The sequence below is a fragment of the Erwinia psychrophila genome (genome assembly GCF_039023475.1).
GTDB lineage: Bacteria > Pseudomonadota > Gammaproteobacteria > Enterobacterales > Enterobacteriaceae > Erwinia.
Genome location: NZ_JBCHVB010000001.1, coordinates 299,685 through 316,512 on the forward strand (window position 1 = coordinate 299,685; position 16,828 = coordinate 316,512).

The 16,828-nt window shown below is 55.8% G+C and carries 14 protein-coding genes and 1 pseudogene; 9 read left to right on the forward strand and 6 right to left on the reverse strand.

Annotated features, from left to right (window positions below):
• The first annotated feature begins 124 nt into the window (after positions 1 to 124).
• From AAH446_RS01420 to AAH446_RS01435, 4 genes are all read left to right on the forward strand, one after another.
• Positions 125 to 1,135 (forward strand): LacI family DNA-binding transcriptional regulator, encoded by a 1,011-nt coding sequence (locus tag AAH446_RS01420; protein WP_342904945.1) that lies wholly within the window; start codon positions 125 to 127, stop codon positions 1,133 to 1,135.
• 115 nt (positions 1,136 to 1,250) lie between these two features.
• Entirely contained in the window at positions 1,251 to 2,633 is a 1,383-nt protein-coding gene (locus AAH446_RS01425) for an MFS transporter (protein ID WP_342904946.1), read from the forward strand.
• A 14-nt stretch (positions 2,634 to 2,647) separates the two neighbouring features.
• On the forward strand, positions 2,648 to 4,009 hold the full coding sequence (locus AAH446_RS01430; RefSeq protein WP_342904947.1) for a NosD domain-containing protein: 1,362 nt from the start codon (positions 2,648 to 2,650) through the stop codon (positions 4,007 to 4,009).
• A gap of 210 nt (positions 4,010 to 4,219) precedes the next feature.
• Positions 4,220 to 5,428 carry an aldose 1-epimerase family protein gene (locus tag AAH446_RS01435; RefSeq protein ID WP_342904948.1) on the forward strand — a complete coding sequence of 403 codons (1,209 nt, stop codon included), beginning with the start codon at positions 4,220 to 4,222 and terminating at the stop codon, positions 5,426 to 5,428.
• A 45-nt stretch (positions 5,429 to 5,473) separates the two neighbouring features.
• Here the strand turns inward: AAH446_RS01435 and AAH446_RS01440 are convergent, their stop codons facing one another.
• On the reverse strand, positions 5,474 to 6,469 hold the full coding sequence (locus AAH446_RS01440) for a LacI family DNA-binding transcriptional regulator (RefSeq protein ID WP_342904949.1): 996 nt from the start codon (positions 6,467 to 6,469) through the stop codon (positions 5,474 to 5,476).
• An 85-nt stretch (positions 6,470 to 6,554) separates the two neighbouring features.
• Between AAH446_RS01440 and AAH446_RS01445 the strand changes: the two are divergent.
• From AAH446_RS01445 to AAH446_RS01465, 5 genes and pseudogenes are all read left to right on the forward strand, one after another.
• Positions 6,555 to 6,656: pseudogene (locus AAH446_RS01445) on the forward strand (hypothetical protein); the annotation flags it as partial.
• A gap of 57 nt (positions 6,657 to 6,713) precedes the next feature.
• Positions 6,714 to 7,955: an MFS transporter gene (locus AAH446_RS01450; RefSeq protein ID WP_342904950.1), complete on the forward strand. Its 1,242-nt coding sequence runs from the start codon at positions 6,714 to 6,716 to the stop codon at positions 7,953 to 7,955.
• Positions 7,956 to 7,973: 18 nt separating this feature from the next.
• The gene (locus tag AAH446_RS01455; protein ID WP_342904951.1) at positions 7,974 to 9,407 is read left to right on the forward strand and encodes a glycoside hydrolase family 32 protein; all 1,434 of its coding nucleotides are present in this window, start codon (positions 7,974 to 7,976) and stop codon (positions 9,405 to 9,407) included.
• A gap of 120 nt (positions 9,408 to 9,527) precedes the next feature.
• Positions 9,528 to 10,871: a carbohydrate porin gene (locus AAH446_RS01460; RefSeq protein ID WP_342904952.1), complete on the forward strand. Its 1,344-nt coding sequence runs from the start codon at positions 9,528 to 9,530 to the stop codon at positions 10,869 to 10,871.
• Between the two features lie 26 nt (positions 10,872 to 10,897).
• Positions 10,898 to 11,851 carry an aminoimidazole riboside kinase gene (locus AAH446_RS01465; RefSeq protein ID WP_342904953.1) on the forward strand — a complete coding sequence of 318 codons (954 nt, stop codon included), beginning with the start codon at positions 10,898 to 10,900 and terminating at the stop codon, positions 11,849 to 11,851.
• A 129-nt stretch (positions 11,852 to 11,980) separates the two neighbouring features.
• Here AAH446_RS01465 and AAH446_RS01470 read toward each other — a convergent pair whose 3' ends face one another.
• The 5 genes from AAH446_RS01470 to hisD are packed head-to-tail and all read right to left on the reverse strand — an operon-like array spanning position 11,981 to position 16,768.
• Complete coding sequence (locus tag AAH446_RS01470) at positions 11,981 to 13,153, reverse strand: cupin domain-containing protein (RefSeq protein ID WP_342904954.1); 1,173 nt, start codon at positions 13,151 to 13,153, stop codon at positions 11,981 to 11,983.
• Between the two features lie 11 nt (positions 13,154 to 13,164).
• Positions 13,165 to 13,956: an HpcH/HpaI aldolase family protein gene (locus tag AAH446_RS01475; protein WP_342904955.1), complete on the reverse strand. Its 792-nt coding sequence runs from the start codon at positions 13,954 to 13,956 to the stop codon at positions 13,165 to 13,167.
• Positions 13,947 to 14,681, reverse strand: coding sequence for an alpha/beta fold hydrolase (locus AAH446_RS01480; protein ID WP_342904956.1), 735 nt, complete (start codon positions 14,679 to 14,681; stop codon positions 13,947 to 13,949). Before AAH446_RS01480 ends, AAH446_RS01475 begins: the two co-directional genes overlap by 10 nt.
• Positions 14,678 to 15,442, reverse strand: coding sequence for an SDR family NAD(P)-dependent oxidoreductase (locus AAH446_RS01485; RefSeq protein WP_342904957.1), 765 nt, complete (start codon positions 15,440 to 15,442; stop codon positions 14,678 to 14,680). The genes AAH446_RS01480 and AAH446_RS01485 overlap by 4 nt, the downstream gene beginning before the upstream one ends.
• A 3-nt stretch (positions 15,443 to 15,445) precedes the next feature.
• Positions 15,446 to 16,768: a histidinol dehydrogenase gene (gene hisD, locus AAH446_RS01490; protein WP_342904958.1), complete on the reverse strand. Its 1,323-nt coding sequence runs from the start codon at positions 16,766 to 16,768 to the stop codon at positions 15,446 to 15,448.
• Positions 16,769 to 16,828: the final 60 nt, after the last annotated feature.

Here is a 16,828-nt window from a genome sequence, read left to right on the forward strand (position 1 = left end):
CACAAAAAATGAGAGCAAGAACACTGCGTTGATGTAACGAAATGACATGTGAACTGGCTTACATTTTTGACCTCCGTCACAATCTATAGTTACTGCAAATTAAACAGAGGCACAAAAACTCCTTATGGCATCCCTGAAAGACGTAGCAAAAAAAGCCAGAGTATCTACCGCTACCGTATCGCGCGTACTGAATAACCATCCGGGGGTAAACCAGGATACACGCCAGGCGGTAAAGGATGCCATGGATTTCCTCTGCTATGTGCCGATGAAAAGCGCTGTTCAGCTCAGCGGCAAATGTTCTGGCCTGATCGGTGTGGTTTTACCCAATCTGGTGAATCCACATTTTTGCGAATTACTGGCCACTTTTGAAGATGAGGCCAGATATACCGGCAAATCGGTGGTCGTTAAAACGCATCAGAATCAGCCGCAACAGGATAAACAAATCATTCATAGCCTGATTGGAATGGGGATCGACAGCCTGCTGTGGGTGCCTACCGAAGCGGAGGCGGAGTTGTCTGAATGGCTTTGCGTCACGAAAATACCGGTGGCGGTAGTGACGCAGGTGTCGAGGTTCTTCAATTCTGTCTCCATTAACCAGACCAGAGGTGCGGAGAATATCGCGGAGCATTTTATCCATACCGGGCATACCGCCTTTGGTTTCATCGCGCAGGAGGGTGTGGATAATCGCAAAGTCTCCGCCTACAGCAAAAAAATTACCGGGCATGGGCTGCGGCTGGTGCAGGCGCACCAGTTCTGGATCGGTAAAGGCGAGGGGGAGAAAACCTCCGGACATATTCATAACCTGGACGTGATCATCGATAAGTTGAAAAAAGACCCGGCCCGCTGTAGTTGCCTGCTGGTTTATAACGATGTTGCCGCCTGCTACGTTATCGACGGCCTGAAAGCGCAGGGCCTGTCTGTTCCGGACGATATCGCCATTGCCAGCTTTGATAATACGGTGCTGGCGCAAACCCAAAAAATAACCAGCGTCGCGCAGCCAGTAAATGAAATTGCGCACCTGGCATTTCAGATGGTGAAAAATAAAAGCCAGCAGGAAAGTATCGATATGTACGAAATTGTCTCGCGGTTAATTATCCGCGAGAGCAGCGTCAGGCTTAATATCACCACGCTGTGATGCGGTTATTCATTTACGCCTGACATTATTTATCCATGACATTTAACCCGCACGGTACAGGTCTGAAGACCCGTGCCCGGCGTTCACGACTGCGCAAAAAGAGGTAGGCTAAATTATGTCTGTACCAACAACACAAAAGCACAGCGCTTATGAAAAGCTTAGCCTGAGAGAAAAGGCGGGCTACGGTATGGGCGATGCCGGCTCCTGTATGATCTGGAGCGTGCTGGCACTTTATCTGACCTGGTTTTATACCGATGTCTATGGACTGGATGCTGGGGTGGTGGGAACCCTGTTTCTGGTGATCCGTATATTTGATGCCTTTAGCGATCCGGTGATGGGCGCAATATGCGATCGCACCAAATCCCGCTGGGGTAAATTTCGCCCGTGGCTGCTGTGGATGGCAGTGCCTTTTGGTCTGGGGGCGGTAGTCATGTTTACCACACCGGAGCTCACAATGAGCGGCAAAATTATCTACGCCTGGGTAACCTATCTGGTGATGTCGCTGATTTATACCGCCATTAATATTCCTTACTGTTCGGTGGCCGGGGTGATCACGCTCAATCAGAAAGAGCGGCTGGGCTGTCTGTCATGGCGCTTCTTTCTCAACGGGCTGGCGACGCTGATTGTTTCCTCATCCATTCTGCCGCTGACGGAGTGGCTGGGGAAGGGCGATCGCGCCTCTGGCTTTCAGCTGACCATGATGATTATGGGCGGTGCCGCGACGTTAATGTTTTTGTTCTGCTTCGCCAGCATTAAAGAGCGTGTGATATCGGTAAGAGCCAATGATTCATTAATGCGGGATCTGAAAGACATCATCAAAAATGACCAGTGGCTGCTGATGATCTCCATTACTTTTCTTAACGTCTTTCCGGCATTTATTCGCGGGGCAGTGACCATTTATTACGCCACCTATGTGATGCAGGCCCCGGTAGGATTTGTGACCTTTTTTATGGCGCTTGGCGTCGCCTGCAATATGCTTGGTAGCGTCATTGCCAAACCGCTGACTGACCGCTTCGATAAGATTAAGCTGTTCCGCATTATCAATATTATTCTCGGCATTCTGTCATTCGCGCTGTGGTTTGTTGATCCACAATCGCTGACGCCGCTGCTCACGCTATTTATCGTCATCAATATTCTGCATTTAATCCAGTCCGGCCCCATCCTGTGGGCAATGATGTCCGATGTGGATGATTACGGTGACTGGAAATATGGCAAACGCCTGACCGGCATCGCCTTTGCGGGCAATCTGTTTATGTTGAAAATGGGACTGGCGGTCGCCGGGGCGATTGTCGCCTGGACTCTCTCCTTTACCGGCTACGTCGCCAACCAGCCGCAACAAAATCCGCTAACTCTCCAGGGCATTATTATCATGTTCTCATTACTGCCGATGGTGAGCTATTTCATCAGCGCCTGGATGGTGCGTTATTTCAAACTCGACAATCAGCTTCTTGAAAAAATCAAAGTCGACCTGGCAAAACGCGAACTTTCTGTCATTTAACTGAGGATGTACTGATGACGTGTAATAACCATTACGATGTAACCCAGTGGCACACCGGCAATCCGTATAGCGATATTGGTGAGGTGATCAACAGCATCATCGCCGATATCAAAAGCCGGCAAACGCAAACCGACAGTAACAGCGGCGGAAAGCCGGGCGCGGTGATCGCTATTCCACCCGGTGATTACCACCTCACCAGCCAGGTGGTGATCGACATCAGCTATCTGAAAATCATGGGTGCCGGACATGGCTTTACCTCGTCCAGTATCCGCTTCAACGCGCCGGAGAATGAATGGCCGAACTGGCATGAAATCTGGCCGGGCGGCAGCCGGATTCTGGTGGATATTGCCGCCCGCAACGGCGAGGAGGAGCACAGGGGCGCAGCGTTCTACGTGGCGCGCAGCGGCGAGCCGCGCGTCAGTTCGGTGGAATTTTCCGGCTTCTGCATTGATGGACTGCATTTCGTCGATGACGGACTGGGTCATAACGATCCTGAAAACAGCTATGTGAATGGCAAGACGGGCATTTACATTGCCACCGCGCAGGACTCGTTCAGAATCACCGGCATGGGCTTCGTCTATCTGGAGCATGGCGTAACCATTTACAACGCCGATGCGCTGTCGGTGCATGATAATTTCATTGCCGAGTGCGGAAACTGCGTGGAGCTGCGCGGCGCGGGGCAGGCTTCCAAAATTACCGATAACCTGATGGGTGCCGGCTATAAGGGCTACACCATTTATGCGCAGAACTTTGGCGGGTTGCTGATTGCCGCTAACAATATCTTTCCACGGGGGAAAAGCAGCGTGCATTTCTCGGGCGTGGCACGATCGAGCATTACCGGCAATCGCTTCCACTCCTTCTATCCGGGCATGGTGATCTTCGGGGAGAATTGTACTGAAAACCTGATTTCAGCCAATCATCTGTTGCGCGATCGTGAGCCATGGCCCCCGATGCAGGGCTATGACAACGGCCTTGATGACACCTTCGGCATTATTCACCTCAATGGTGATAGCAACTCCGTGATCGGTAATCATATTTCTGAGTCCACTGATACGCCGTTTATCACCCCGCCCGGTGCCAGGCCAGTGATCATCCATGTCGTCACAGGCCGGGGGAATTACGTTGCTGGTAATCACATTGTCGCTACCCGTGACGCGGCTGATGTGCAGAATGCTGATGCCGCATCGTGCTTTACCACGCAGGTGGGGGCACTGCTGGCAACGGATCCCCGAACGGCACTCGATGTCACGGCCGTGCTGGTGGCGCCCGCAGCATCACAGAATACGGTGCTTGATTCGGGCAGCGAATCGCAGGTGATCCTCGATAAAAGCGTTAATGCCTTCCGTGCCACGCCGGAGCCTGCTCAGGCTTTTTAGTAGCTGAAACGATAAAGCTAATCGTGCATAGCCCCGCAGTTTTGACGCAATAGTGCGGGGTGTTTTCATTATAAACGCGATCCCTACCACAAACATTCTGTTGAAAAAGCGACTTTTCGCGCCAGGTGAACCCCGTCACATTACTTTGCCGGGCTAATCAGTAGATTTTTATCCGTCAAGCAAAAATCGATTCAGCAAAAAGGAAAAAAAATGAAAATCAAACTGGCTTTAACGGTACTTGCAGTGATGGTTTCTGGTCAGGCAGCGGCGAAAACATGGGTGCTGACAAGCGCTGAACAAGGCATGGATAAAGGAAACTGGAAGATTTCCAGCAGTGAGCTGAAAATTGATGGTCAAACGTTCAGCATCGAGCAAAAAGTCCTGCACGGCGGGAAGCAGGAGGGCAGTAAAATCCTTGTCATCACCAGTCAGAAGGGGTTGACCATTGAGCTGAGCCCGACGCGCGGCATGAACCTGCTGCGCATTGAAGGTTTCGGCTCAAAAATGGGCTGGGATTCGCCGGTGAAAGAGGTGGTCAACCCGGCGTTTATCAATCTGGAGAGCCGCAACGGCGTGGGCTGGCTGGAAGGTTTCAATGAAATGATGGTGCGCTGTGGCTATGAGTGGACCGGGCACCCGGTGACCGCTGACGGGCAAATCTATACCCTGCACGGTAAAGCCGGGAATACGCCAGCCTCGCAGGTCGAGGTCGAGGTGGCTGACGCCGCTCCGCATGAGATCCGCATTCGCGGACTGGTGAAAGAGAGCACCTTCAAAAAAGCGGATTTGCAGACGATGACCGAATTGCGCTATGTGCCCGGCAGCAACAGTTTCAGCCTGCATGATGTGTTGACCAACCATGCGGACTATCCGCACGATTACCAGATCATCTACCATAGCAACTTCGGGATGCCGATCCTCGAAGAGGGCGCGCGCTTCCTTGCCCCAGTGACGAGCATCAGTCCGTTTAATGACTATGCCAAAGAGGGGCTGAAGACATGGCAGACCTATGCCGGTCCGACCAAAGGCTTCGATGAGATGGTCTTTAACCTCCAGCCGCTTGCAGGTAAAGATCACCAGACGCTGGCGGCGGTCGTGAATAAAGCAGGTGACAAGGGTGCATCTATCCAGTTCGACACCCGCCAGCTGCCGGTGCTAACGTTATGGAAAAATACCGATACAGTTAAGCAGGGCTATGTGACCGGAATCGAACCGGGCACCAGTTACGCCTATCCGGTCACTATTGAACGCGAGCAGAAACGCGTGAAGCAGCTGCAACCGGGTGCCAGCACGCAGTTTGATCTCACCTACACCATGCTGCACAGCAGTGAACAGGTGACGGCCGTTGAGAAGAAAATCGCCGCTATTCAGGGCGAGACGAAAATCGAAGAGAACGCCACGCCGATAGCAAAAGAGTAATCTGCCTTTACCGCGCTTCCGGCCACGTTTTCCGGGAGCGCACTTTTACAGCGACTCGCGCAGCAACAGCGGGCTTTGCACGCGAACGGTATCGCTGTGTGTTTCCTGATTAATGATATGCAGCGCGCTCAGCCGGCCAATTTCATAATGCGGCAGCTGTACCGTTGAGAGCGGCGGGACGAACAGATCGCCGATACCCACCATATTATCGTAACCCATCACCGCGACGTCCTGCGGGATGCGTAATCCCTGTGCCAGCAGCGTCTGGTACACCATAAACGCAATGCGGTCGTTACCGCAGATCACGGAGTCGAACAGCGGCTTACCGTGACGCATATGCGCCAGCAGCAGGCCGGGCATATCGCGATAGTGCTTATCACCATATTCCATATAAACCTGGTCGAACGTTTCCGGATCGATGTTTGCTTCGCGGCACGCGCGCTCCAGCCCCTGCCGGCGACGGATAGTTGCCAGATGCTTTGCCGGTAGGTGCAGGCAGAGCGGACGACGATAGCCTGCGGCGAACAGTGCCTTCACCGCCGCATACTGGCCCAGTTCATCATCCGGAATATAGCTTGCCACCGGCTCGTGCAGGCTTTCACAGTTCGCCAGCACACAGGGCAGCGTCAGCAGCTTGGCGGGCAGTGGCACCTGACGCAGACCCATGGTGGTATAGATGATGCCGTCCGGGCGGTGAGAGAGCAGCAGGTCGACCATGGTTTCCGGGCTGTCATCAGAAAACATATTGACCACAAAACTGTTCCAGCCGTGGGCGCGGGCGGTTTCTTCGATAGAGAGGGTGATTTCCACCGAGAAGGGCGTGGTCACCGTATCCAGAGCCAGTACGCCAATGGTATTGGGTGTGTCATGAGCGCCGCGGATCTTCTTCGCGGACAGATCAGGCACGTAGCTGGTCTGCTCGATAGCCTGCTGCACACGGGCCAGAGTTTCAGGTTTCAGTCGTTCCGGGCTGTTCAGCGCCCGGGAGACAGTCATCAGTGATACGTTTGCCAGTTTTGCCACATCTTTCAGGGAGGCCATTCGTCTTACTCCATCACTGCCGCGTTGCTAAAGGAAGCCTAACTAAGTTGCTGATGTAAAAGGATCATACGCTATTCCTTTTCCGGTGTGTCGAAGGCTTTTAGCCGGAAATGTTGATCCCGATCTCATCTTCATTATGTTAACGTTAACCTTTGTGATTAACATCATAAATCGCAGCAAAACGACATGATGCGTGGCTTTTGTTAACGTTAACATATGATCATTACTTTACCATGAGATCGCCATGATGAAAGTCCATCACTCTCACAGTTACCCGTTACTCAGTGCTCTGCTGTTTTTCTTCTTTGTCACCTGGTCTTCCTCAGGCTCGCTGCTTTCCATCTGGCTACATCAGGAAGTCGGGCTGAAAGCGGGGGACTCGGGGATTATTTTTGCAGTGCTCTCGGTCTCGGCGCTGTTCGCGCAGATCTGTTACGGCTTTATTCAGGACAAACTCGGCCTGCGTAAGCATCTGCTGTGGTATCTCACGGCGATGCTCATCCTCTCCGGCCCGGCCTATCTGCTGTTCGGGCATCTGCTGAAGATCAACATTTTGCTCGGCAGCGTTTTCGGCGGCCTCTTTATCGGCCTGACCTTCAACGGCGGTATCGGTGTGCTGGAGTCCTATACCGAACGCGTGGCGCGTCAGAGCCAGTTTGAATTTGGTAAAGCGCGGATGTGGGGATCGCTGGGCTGGGCGGTGGCGGCGTTTTTCGCCGGGTTGCTGTTTAACATCGATCCGAAGCTGAACTTCGCGGTTGCCAGCTGCTCCGGGCTGGTGTTTCTGGTGCTGCTGGCGCGGCTACGGGTCTCTTCTGCGCCCCATGCTATGCAGGAGGCGGTGGCGGGCGGCAAGGTGACGCTTGAGGATGCGCTGCGTCTACTGACTCTGCCGCGCTTCTGGGCGCTAGTGTTCTTCGTCGTCGGCACCTGTATTTACAGCGTGTACGATCAGCAATTCCCGGTCTATTTCTCATCCCAGTTCGCCACGCCGGAGGAAGGGAATGCGATGTATGGCTATCTGAACTCGTTCCAGGTTTTCCTTGAAGCCGCCGGTATGTTTTGTGCGCCCTGGCTGGTAAATCGCGTGGGGGCTAAAAAAGGCCTGATATTCGCCGGCATGGTGATGGCGATGCGCATGATCGCCTCCGGGCTGGTGGAAGGACCACTGCTTATCTCGATGACCAAACTGCTGCACGCCGTGGAGCTGCCGGTGCTGCTGGTGGCGATCTTTAAATACAACAGCCTGAATTTCGATAAACGCCTGTCATCCACGCTCTATCTTGTGGGCTTCGCCTGCACCAGTTCAGTGATCGCCTCGGTGCTGTCGCCACTGGCAGGCTACTGCTACGAAAAATATGGCTTCGCCGAATCTTATCTGTTTATGGGAATACTGGTGTTCTGCATCACCTTTATCTCTATGTTTTTACTGCGATCCGGCAATGCCTCAGCGGATCCGCAAGTACCACAACTTTCCACTATCTGAATGAAAAGAGTGAAACCTATGACCTACTCAATTGCTGACGCTGAACAGGTACTTAAAATGAAGCGCGATGCGCTCAACCTGCGCTGGTATCCGCGCTATCATCTTGCCGCCAGGGCGGGCTGGATGAACGATCCCAACGGGCTGGTGTGGTTCGACGGCTGGTATCACGCCTTTTACCAGCATCATCCGTACTCTACCCAATGGGGACCGATGCACTGGGGGCATGCGCGGAGTCAGGATTTGGTGCACTGGGAACATTTGCCGGTGGCGATCGCTCCGGAAGGGCCGGAAGACAAAGAGGGCTGCTTTTCCGGCTCGGCGGTGGTGGACGGCGACACGCTGGCGCTAATTTACACCGGGCATAAATTTCACGGTGACGCCAGTAATGAGGAGAACCTCTACCAGGTACAGTGCCTGGCAACCAGCCGCGATGGCATTCACTTTAAGCGTCAGGGGATTGTGGTAGATACGCCGCCGGGTGTGCATCACTTTCGCGATCCGAAGGTCTGGCGAGAGGGGGAGAGCTGGTACATGATCGTCGGCGCACGCCAGGGCGAGATCGGGCAGGTGCGGCTCTATCGCTCAGCAGACCTGCGCAAGTGGCAGGAAGAAGGCGTTCTTGATGAAGCAGAAGCCGGGATGGGCTTCATGTGGGAGTGTCCGGATTTCTTCACCCTGAATGACAAACGCGTGCTGATGTTCTCTCCGCAGGGCATGGCCGCTCAGGGCTTTAAAAATCGCAATCTGTTCCAGAGCGGCTATCTGGTGGGCAACTGGCAGCCCGGGCAGCCGTTTGTCCGCGCCGGTGAGTTTGTCGAAATGGATCACGGTCACGACTTTTATGCACCACAGAGCTTTCTGACGCCAGACAGACGACGCATTGTGATTGGCTGGCTGGATATGTGGGAGACGCCGCTACCGGAGCAACAGGATGGCTGGGCCGGCATGCTGTCTCTGCCACGAGAACTGAGCCTGAGTACGGACAACCGTCTACAGATGCGCCCGGCAAAAGAGGTGGAAGGCCTGCGTCATGGCTGGTTTCCGTGGCCGGTCAGCACGCTGAATAATCAGCAGATTAACGTGGCGGAAAACGCCGGTGCGATGGAAGTGGTGCTTAACTGGAACGACGCCGACAGTAATGCTGAACAGTATGGCCTGAGTCTGGGCGACGGCCTGCGGGTGTATGTTGATGCCCAGATGCAGCGCCTGGTGCTGGAGCGCCACTATCCACAGCACGGCTTGTGCGGGACGCGCAGCGTGCCGTTAATTCCCGGCCGCGATCTACAGCTGCGTCTGTTTATTGACAGCTCATCCGTTGAAGTCTTTGTGAATGACGGCGAGGCATGCCTCAGCAGCCGGATATATCCGGATGACGGACGGCGGGAATTACATCTTTTCGCCTGGAGCGGTAGCGCGTCATTAACTGATGGCGGAGCCTGGCAGCTGGAATAAATAAAATCTGCATGGTTAATAACCCGTTCCTGGCGATGGGCGGGTTATTGCTGTCCTTATCGCTGGCTTGTAGCCCTACGTAATAAATGACTGGTTAACTCGATAATTAAAAGGTCCCCGATGAAAATAATCTGGATCGGTTGCATGTTGACGTCTGTATTCAGCGGCATGGTCTGTGCGCAAGATAACCTTTCTCTTGAAGCGCGGCTGGCGCAAATGGAAAACCGGTTGAAAGACACCGAAGCGCGTGCGGCCAGCGCGGAAGCCGAGATCCGCGCCTTAAAACGGCAACAGGTATCCGGCGTCGTTGCCCCCACCGTACCGGCTAAACCCTCGCTGCAGGTTAACGATACTGGCGATTTAAAATTCTATGGGGATGTGGAATTTAATATGGATGGTGCCAGCCGCACCGGCGGTCTTACTTCACTCAAAACCAGCGCCGATAAAAACTGGACGCCGGGTGAAAAGGCGCGCTGGGATATTAACGGGCGCATTCTTCTCGGCTTTGATGGTATACGAAAAGGTGCTGACGGCAAATATGCCGGTTTCAGCGTGCAGCCGCTGGCGGATATGAGCGGCAAAATGAATCTCGACGACGCGGCTTTTTTCTTCGGTCAGCAGGATGACTGGAAAATTAAAATTGGCCGCTTCGAGGCCTGGGATATGTTCCCGTTAAATCAGGATACCTTTATTGAGTATTCCGGTAATACCGCCAACGATCTCTACAGCGACGGTTACGGCTATATCTATATGATGAAAGAAGGGCGAGGTCGCAGCAACAGCGGCGGCAATTTTCTGCTCAGTAAAAATCTTGATAACTGGTATTTCGAAGTTAATACGCTGGTCGAAGATGGCAGTTCGCTCTTCGTTGAACAGACCTATCACGGTAACGCGTTGGATAACCGTAAAAACGTGGTGTATGTACGTCCGGTGGCGGCCTGGCAGTCCGGCCCGTGGTCAGTGGCAGCCGCGCTGGAGAGCAATCTGGTAAATAACGCCTACGGCTATCAGCAGGAGAATGGCCGATTCCAGGATCAGTCCAGCCGCACAGGTTATGGCATGACCATGAGCTGGAACACGCTTAAGACCGATGCGGAAAACGGTGCGGTGGTTAACCTGAGCTCCGCCTATCTTGATGCCGCCGACGAAAAAGACTTTAGCGCCGGTATCAATGCGTTATGGCATCGCGTCGAGCTGGGCTACATCTATGCGCACAACAAAATCGATCGGTTCAATATGGCAGGGGTAAAAGCCGACTGTAACAGCGATTGTGCAATTCTCGCACCAGGTCGTTACGACATTCACACCATCCATACCTCATGGCAGCTGCCGGACATCATGAATATGCCTGATTTCAATATTTACCTCGGGGCTTACGCCTCCTGGCTGGATGCAGCGGCGTCTGAAAGCGGCAGCAATGACGAACGCTATGGCGCGCGGGTTCGCTTTAAGTATCTGTTCTGATTGCTGATTTATGTTAAGGGGAGTTTATGAAGATCTGGACATTAGGTGACGCGGTGATCGACTTATTGCCGCAGGGGGAAATGCAGTACAGCGCCTGTGCGGGCGGTGCGCCGGTCAATGTCGCCGTCGGTGCCGCACGCCTGGGATGCGCCAGCGGATTTATCGGTCGAACCGGCGACGATCCGTTCGGCCATTTTCTGCAAAGCTCGCTGGCTGAGCAGGGCGTGGATACTCAGCATATGCAGCTTGATACGCAACACCGGACCAGTACGGTGCTGGTTTCCCTCGGTGACGAGGGCGATCGCAGTTTTACCTTTTTGGTCGATCCCTCAGCCGATCAGTTTTTGACAGCTGACCATCTTCCGGAGTTTGGTCACGACATTTTGCATTTTTGCTCGCTGGCGCTGGTCGCTACGACGTGCCGCGAAACGCTGGTACGGGCTATCGGCAGCATCAGGCAGCGCGGCGGCCTGTTGAGCTTTGACATCAATCTGCGTGAGCAGATGTGGCCCGATGCGCAGGAGATGTCAGACACCGTGCGGCATTTTGCGCGTCAGGCGGATATTCTCAAACTTTCTCAGGAGGAGCTTTACTGGTTAGCTGGCACCACGCAGCATGAAAAAGCGCTGTGGAACTTACGCGACTATCCGGCACGCCTGAAGGTGGTGACGTGCGGTTCAGAAGGGTCAGTTGTGTTATGGCAGGATCAAGTGATTCAGGTGAGCGCATACGATGTGGCAAGTCTGGATACGACCGGCGCGGGTGATGCTTTTATGGCAGGGTTACTGGCAACGCTGGCACAGGGCAATAAGTTAGAGGGTCTGGCACAGCTCAAACAGGCCATGACGCAAGCCAGTGCCTGTGGTGCGCTGGCAACCACTGCAAAAGGGGCGTTAGCAGCGTTGCCTGATGCGCAGGGGGTGATGGCGTTCAGGGAGTCAGCACAGGAGTTGCTGTTTAACATAGTGGAAACTCGCTAGCCTGCGCGCCAGTAAAAACAGGGAGCCTTGCGTGGCTCCCTGAGTAATATGCCGGCTGATTAGCGCCAGACGCGAACGCTGCAAACATTATGATGGGAGCAGGTCACCGCAGCGCCTGCTCCGGCACGCTTACTCTTCTTCAAGTCTCTCTATTCTGGCACCCGCCCGGCGGGCGGTAACCGGCATAATATCCAGCTTGCTGATGTAACCGTCGGGATCAAGACCACGATTGTGTGCCCTGGCCTGCTGTAAAATCGACTCATCCCAGTACAGACGTTTTCGCTGATCGCCCTGCGTGGTGAGGATAAACTCCACGCCGCCGTTCAGGGCGCGATAGCGTCGCCAGCTGTTGGCCGGCACCGACACCACCGAGCGCTCTGGCGCAATGATGCTGACCTCTTCACCCTCCTGGTTCCAGGTCACCTCCAGTGAGCCTTTAAACACCATGATGACTTGAATATCGGGGCACAAATGGCGTCCGACCTGATGTGCATCCCGCAGGCGCAGCCACTCTACCGAAAAGCCGTGCGGCTGGGTAACAGGCGGTGCGCTGTGGCGATCCTGCGAGATGCCGTAGCCAATGACTGGCGCGATTTCCCCGCCGTGACCTGGGATTACCGAATCCAGTAATCCCTCTGACGTCCAGCGACGATCCTCGCCGGTTACCGCCCGCTGGCGCATCTCCTCAACGGAGTAGTCGCGCAGCGCGGCAATCTCCTCTGCCGCCAGCGGCGCCAGCAGGGCCGACGCCTCCGGCAGCGTATCGCCCGCGTTCACATCGATCAGCATATTGTCTTTACTCAGATAGAGTCCGTACTCGCTGGCGGCCTCCAGTATCGACGGGTGCCAGATGATCCCGCCGGTATTATTGCCACCCAGCACGGTATAGACCATGCCGCAGGTATCCTCTTTGCTGACGTTGGTGAAGCCCCGGAAAATCCAGGTCGGAATGGTGAGGATCGCAGGCGCGCTGAACTCCGCGCTGTGCTCGCCGTTCGACCCCCAGCGAAAGCGCCAGCTTCCCTCATGAATCAAAAACACCTCGGCGGTAAAGTGCAGGTGCAGGTTATTGGTCACTCCTTTCGGCATTGCCGCCGCGCCGATATTAAAGCCGTGTGGTTCAGGAATGTTCACCACCTGCGCCGAAGACTGGGTAACGCCGGGGCCTATAAACGAATAGTTCTGCTTGAGGTGTGAACCTGGCAGCTTACAGTCGATGAATGCCAGGTTGCAGGAAACCATCTCTTCTGGCGCCACCAGGCGACTGCGGGCCTGAGCTGAGGTTAAGGTAATTGCTTTCATATTAACTCCTGTTAATAACCGGACGCGCCGGTAGAGGGGATTTCATTGCCACGGGCAAGCGCAATCGCCTCGCGCGCGGCGCGGCCTAACTGCATCACGTCGTTCGCCGGAGTGACAAACTGGAAACCCTGGGCGATGCGGTTTGCCGCCGCCGCGCCGGAGGTGCAGAAAATACCGGCAATCTTCTGCTTCTGGCGGCAGCGGCTGACCACGAGTTCAATGGCGGAGAGCATATCCGGGTGAGTGGATTCGGCGCTGGCAGCGCCGGTAAGCGTCAGGGAGAGATCGTTCGGGCCGATAAAGACGCCGTCCAGCCCGTCGGTATCCAGGATCGCATCGATATTGGCGAGTCCCTCGCGGGTTTCAATCATCGCCAGAGTGAGGATTTCGCGATTAGCATGGTGCGGATAGTCAGCGCCGCCGTAGAGCAGGCCGCGCGCCGGGCCGAAGGAGCGAATGCCCTGTGGCGGATAGCGGCAGGCCGAGACGAAGCGCCGCGCCTGCTCCGGCGTGGAGATCATCGGGCAGATCACGCCGTAAGCGCCTGCGTCCAGCACCTGCATAATCTGCGCGGGCGAGTTGTCGGCGACGCGCACCAGCGGCACGGCGGGGGTGGCGGAGAGCGCCTGGAGCATCGGCAGGACGCTGGCGAAGTCGATCATCCCGTGCTGGAGGTCGACCGTCACGGCATCATAACCCTGATGCCCCATGATCTCGGCGCTATAGCTGGAGGGGATGGCCAGCCAGCCGTTGATAATCGGACGGTTTTCCGACACCGCCGTTTTGATGTTATTTAGTCGCATTTCAGGCACTCCTTAATCCATTTTCTGAGCGGGACGGCGGCACAATCCGCCGCTTCAAGGACCAAAAAGTGTCCCGCTCTACTGAGGGTGATCCACGTAGCGCTGGCCGCGCTTGCGGCGGCCAGGCGGTGGTGTTCTGGGGTGCAGATGGGATCGTGCTCGCCGCTAAGGATCAGCACCGGACCGGTGAAGCGGCTTAGCGCCCCACGGTTATCGCCGCGGCTGATGGCAATTTCGGTCTGCCTGGCGAACGTCTCGCTTTCCGTCTCCTCAGCCATCAGGCAGAGAAGATCGTGCAGCGCCTGGTTACCGAGATTCGTTGGCGCCACGTAATTGCGCCACAAGGTGGAGGAAAGCCAGCTGCCGTGGCTCTGTTTGCGGGCGGCCTGTACCGCCTCCCGTCGGGTGACGGCATTCTCCGGGCTATCGGGCAGGGGGTTCACCGACAGCAGCGCCAGCCCCGCCAGACGTCCGGGCGCGTCGGCAACCATTTGTAGCGCGACGATGGCCCCCAGCGAGAACCCCACCAGCAGGAAGCGGGGAGGCAGGGTCTCCAGCAGCCGCCGGGAGGCAGCCTGGGCCGACTCATCGCGGACTAAAGTTATGCAGATAACCGCCGGGACGTTCAGCCGCGCAATCAGGGGCTGCCAGAGGCGGGCATTGCAGAGCGTGCCGCCAATCAGCACCAGCGGCAGATCGCTGTTATCAATCAGGGCGTGATTCATGTCGCGGTCCAGCCTCCGTCCACCATCAGCGCGCTGCCGGTGATCATCGCCGCTGCGTCAGAGGCAAGAAACACCACCGGTCCCATCACATCCTCCACGCTGCCGAGGCGCGGCAGCTTGATGTTATCCATCACGTAGCGTCGAAAGACCGGATCGCGCAGCGACTGGCGCGACAGCTCGGTTTCAATAAAGGTCGGGCACAGCGTGTTGACCCGAATTCCCGCCTCGCCAAGCTCAAGCGACATGGTGCGCGTCAGCCCTTCGAGGGCGAATTTTGACGCGCAGTAGACGCTGCGCTGCGGACCGCCGACGTGGCCCATTTGCGAAGAAATATGGATGATGGATCCTGCGATCCTCTCATCGCGCATCCGCCGCGCCACCTGCTGGCTGAGAAAAAAGGTGGCCCGCAGGTTGAGCGCCATTACTGCGTCAAAGTTCGCTTCGCTGACCTCAAGGAACGGCTGATGGCGGGCCAGCCCGGCGCTGTTGACCAGAATATCCAGTCCGGGTAGCTGACCGAGCGTCTTCTCCACCTGCGGTGTCTGGGTGATGTCCAGCCCCAGCGGATGCAGCGTCAGATCCTCGCCGGCGGCAAGCGCGACCGCGCTGGCCAGATCGTCACGGTCGCGGGCGGCGATCCAGACCTGCGCGCCAGCCCGGGCAAGCGCGACCGCGCAGGCAAAGCCCAGCCCCTTTGAGCCGCCGGTCACCAGCGCCCGCTTGTCGCTAAGAGAAAACGAGGGTGTATGCGGAAGGATCACAGGCTACACCTTCTCTCTGACCGGGGCCGGGGAGGCGTAGGGCACCTCCGTCTGGCCGTAGCGGCGCACGCGGATATTGGCCTGCTCAGCGTGTCCGGCAAATCCCTCCAGCAGCGAGAGGCGCGAGCAGTAGCTGCCGATTTCCGCCGTGGCTTCATCGCTCAGCACCTTCTGCCAGGTGCAGGTTTTCATAAATTTGCCGACCCATAACCCGCCGGTGTAGCGTGCGGCTTTCTGCGTGGGCAGGGTGTGGTTAGTGCCGATCACCTTATCGCCGTAAGCCACGTTGGTGCGTGGGCCGAGGAACAGCGCGCCGTAATTGGTCATATTCGCGAGGAACCAGTCGTCACGCTCAGTCATTACCTGCACGTGTTCGGAGGCGATACGATCGGCCTCTTTCAGCATCTCTTCATAGTCGTCGCAGACAATCACTTCGCCGTAGTCCTGCCAGGCGCAGCGGGCGATATCGGCGGTTGGCAGCTTCGCCAGCAGCCGCTCAACTTCTGCCATCGTCTCTCTGGCAAGCTTTTCGGAGTTGGTCAGAAGAATGGCGGGCGTCGTTACGCCGTGCTCCGCCTGGCCCAGCAGGTCGGTAGCGCAGATTTCAGCATCCACGCTCTCGTCGGCAATAATCAGCGTTTCAGTCGGCCCGGCCAACAGGTCAATGCCGACGCGGCCAAACAGCTGGCGTTTGGCTTCGGCCACGAAGGCGTTGCCCGGTCCCACCAGCATATCGACCGGGAGCAGGGTATCCGTACCGAGCGCCATCGCGCCGATAGCCTGAATGCCGCCCAGGGCGTAAATTTCCGTTGCGCCCGCCATTTTCTGAGCGGCAACGATAGCGGGCGCTGGCTCCCCATTAAACGGAGGTGCGCAGCTGATAATCCGCGAGCAGCCCGCAACGTTGGCCGTAATGATCGACATATGTGCCGAGGCCAGCAGCGGATATTTGCCCCCCGGCACATAGCAGCCGACCGCATTGATCGGAATATTTTTATGCCCAAGGATCACGCCGGGGCGCGTTTCGACCTCCAGATCCAGCAGGCAGGCTTTTTGCTGGCGGGCAAAATTAAATACCTGCTCCTGAGCAAATTCAATATCCAAAATATCCTGACGGCTCAGCTTACGGAGGCAGCTATTAATTTCGGCGTCGCTCAGGCGATAATCCTTGCGATCGTAATTATCGAATTTAATGGTTAATTCGCGAATCGCTTTATTACCACGCGCTTCAATATCCAGAAGAATAAGCTCAACGGTTTCTCTTATCTGCCGCTGTGCTTCCTGACGTTCCTGTACAGGTTTACTGCTTTTTAGATGACGAGCCACAATATACTCCTTACAAAATTGAGAATGAGCGAGTCCTTCCCGCTAAAGCAGGAGGGAAGG

What these genes read in the sequence shown, in the direction of transcription:
- AAH446_RS01440 (WP_342904949.1), bottom strand. Translation starts at nt 6,469, where the DNA reads ATGGCCTCCCTGAAAGATGTGGCAAAACTGGCAAACGTATCACTGATG.
- AAH446_RS01420 (WP_342904945.1), top strand. Translation starts at nt 125, where the DNA reads ATGGCATCCCTGAAAGACGTAGCAAAAAAAGCCAGAGTATCTACCGCT.
- AAH446_RS01455 (WP_342904951.1), top strand. Translation starts at nt 7,974, where the DNA reads ATGACCTACTCAATTGCTGACGCTGAACAGGTACTTAAAATGAAGCGC.
- AAH446_RS01475 (WP_342904955.1), bottom strand. Translation starts at nt 13,956, where the DNA reads ATGCGACTAAATAACATCAAAACGGCGGTGTCGGAAAACCGTCCGATT.
- AAH446_RS01480 (WP_342904956.1), bottom strand. Translation starts at nt 14,681, where the DNA reads ATGAATCACGCCCTGATTGATAACAGCGATCTGCCGCTGGTGCTGATT.
- AAH446_RS01450 (WP_342904950.1), top strand. Translation starts at nt 6,714, where the DNA reads ATGATGAAAGTCCATCACTCTCACAGTTACCCGTTACTCAGTGCTCTG.
- AAH446_RS01460 (WP_342904952.1), top strand. Translation starts at nt 9,528, where the DNA reads ATGAAAATAATCTGGATCGGTTGCATGTTGACGTCTGTATTCAGCGGC.
- AAH446_RS01435 (WP_342904948.1), top strand. Translation starts at nt 4,220, where the DNA reads ATGAAAATCAAACTGGCTTTAACGGTACTTGCAGTGATGGTTTCTGGT.
- AAH446_RS01470 (WP_342904954.1), bottom strand. Translation starts at nt 13,153, where the DNA reads ATGAAAGCAATTACCTTAACCTCAGCTCAGGCCCGCAGTCGCCTGGTG.
- AAH446_RS01425 (WP_342904946.1), top strand. Translation starts at nt 1,251, where the DNA reads ATGTCTGTACCAACAACACAAAAGCACAGCGCTTATGAAAAGCTTAGC.
- AAH446_RS01465 (WP_342904953.1), top strand. Translation starts at nt 10,898, where the DNA reads ATGAAGATCTGGACATTAGGTGACGCGGTGATCGACTTATTGCCGCAG.
- AAH446_RS01430 (WP_342904947.1), top strand. Translation starts at nt 2,648, where the DNA reads ATGACGTGTAATAACCATTACGATGTAACCCAGTGGCACACCGGCAAT.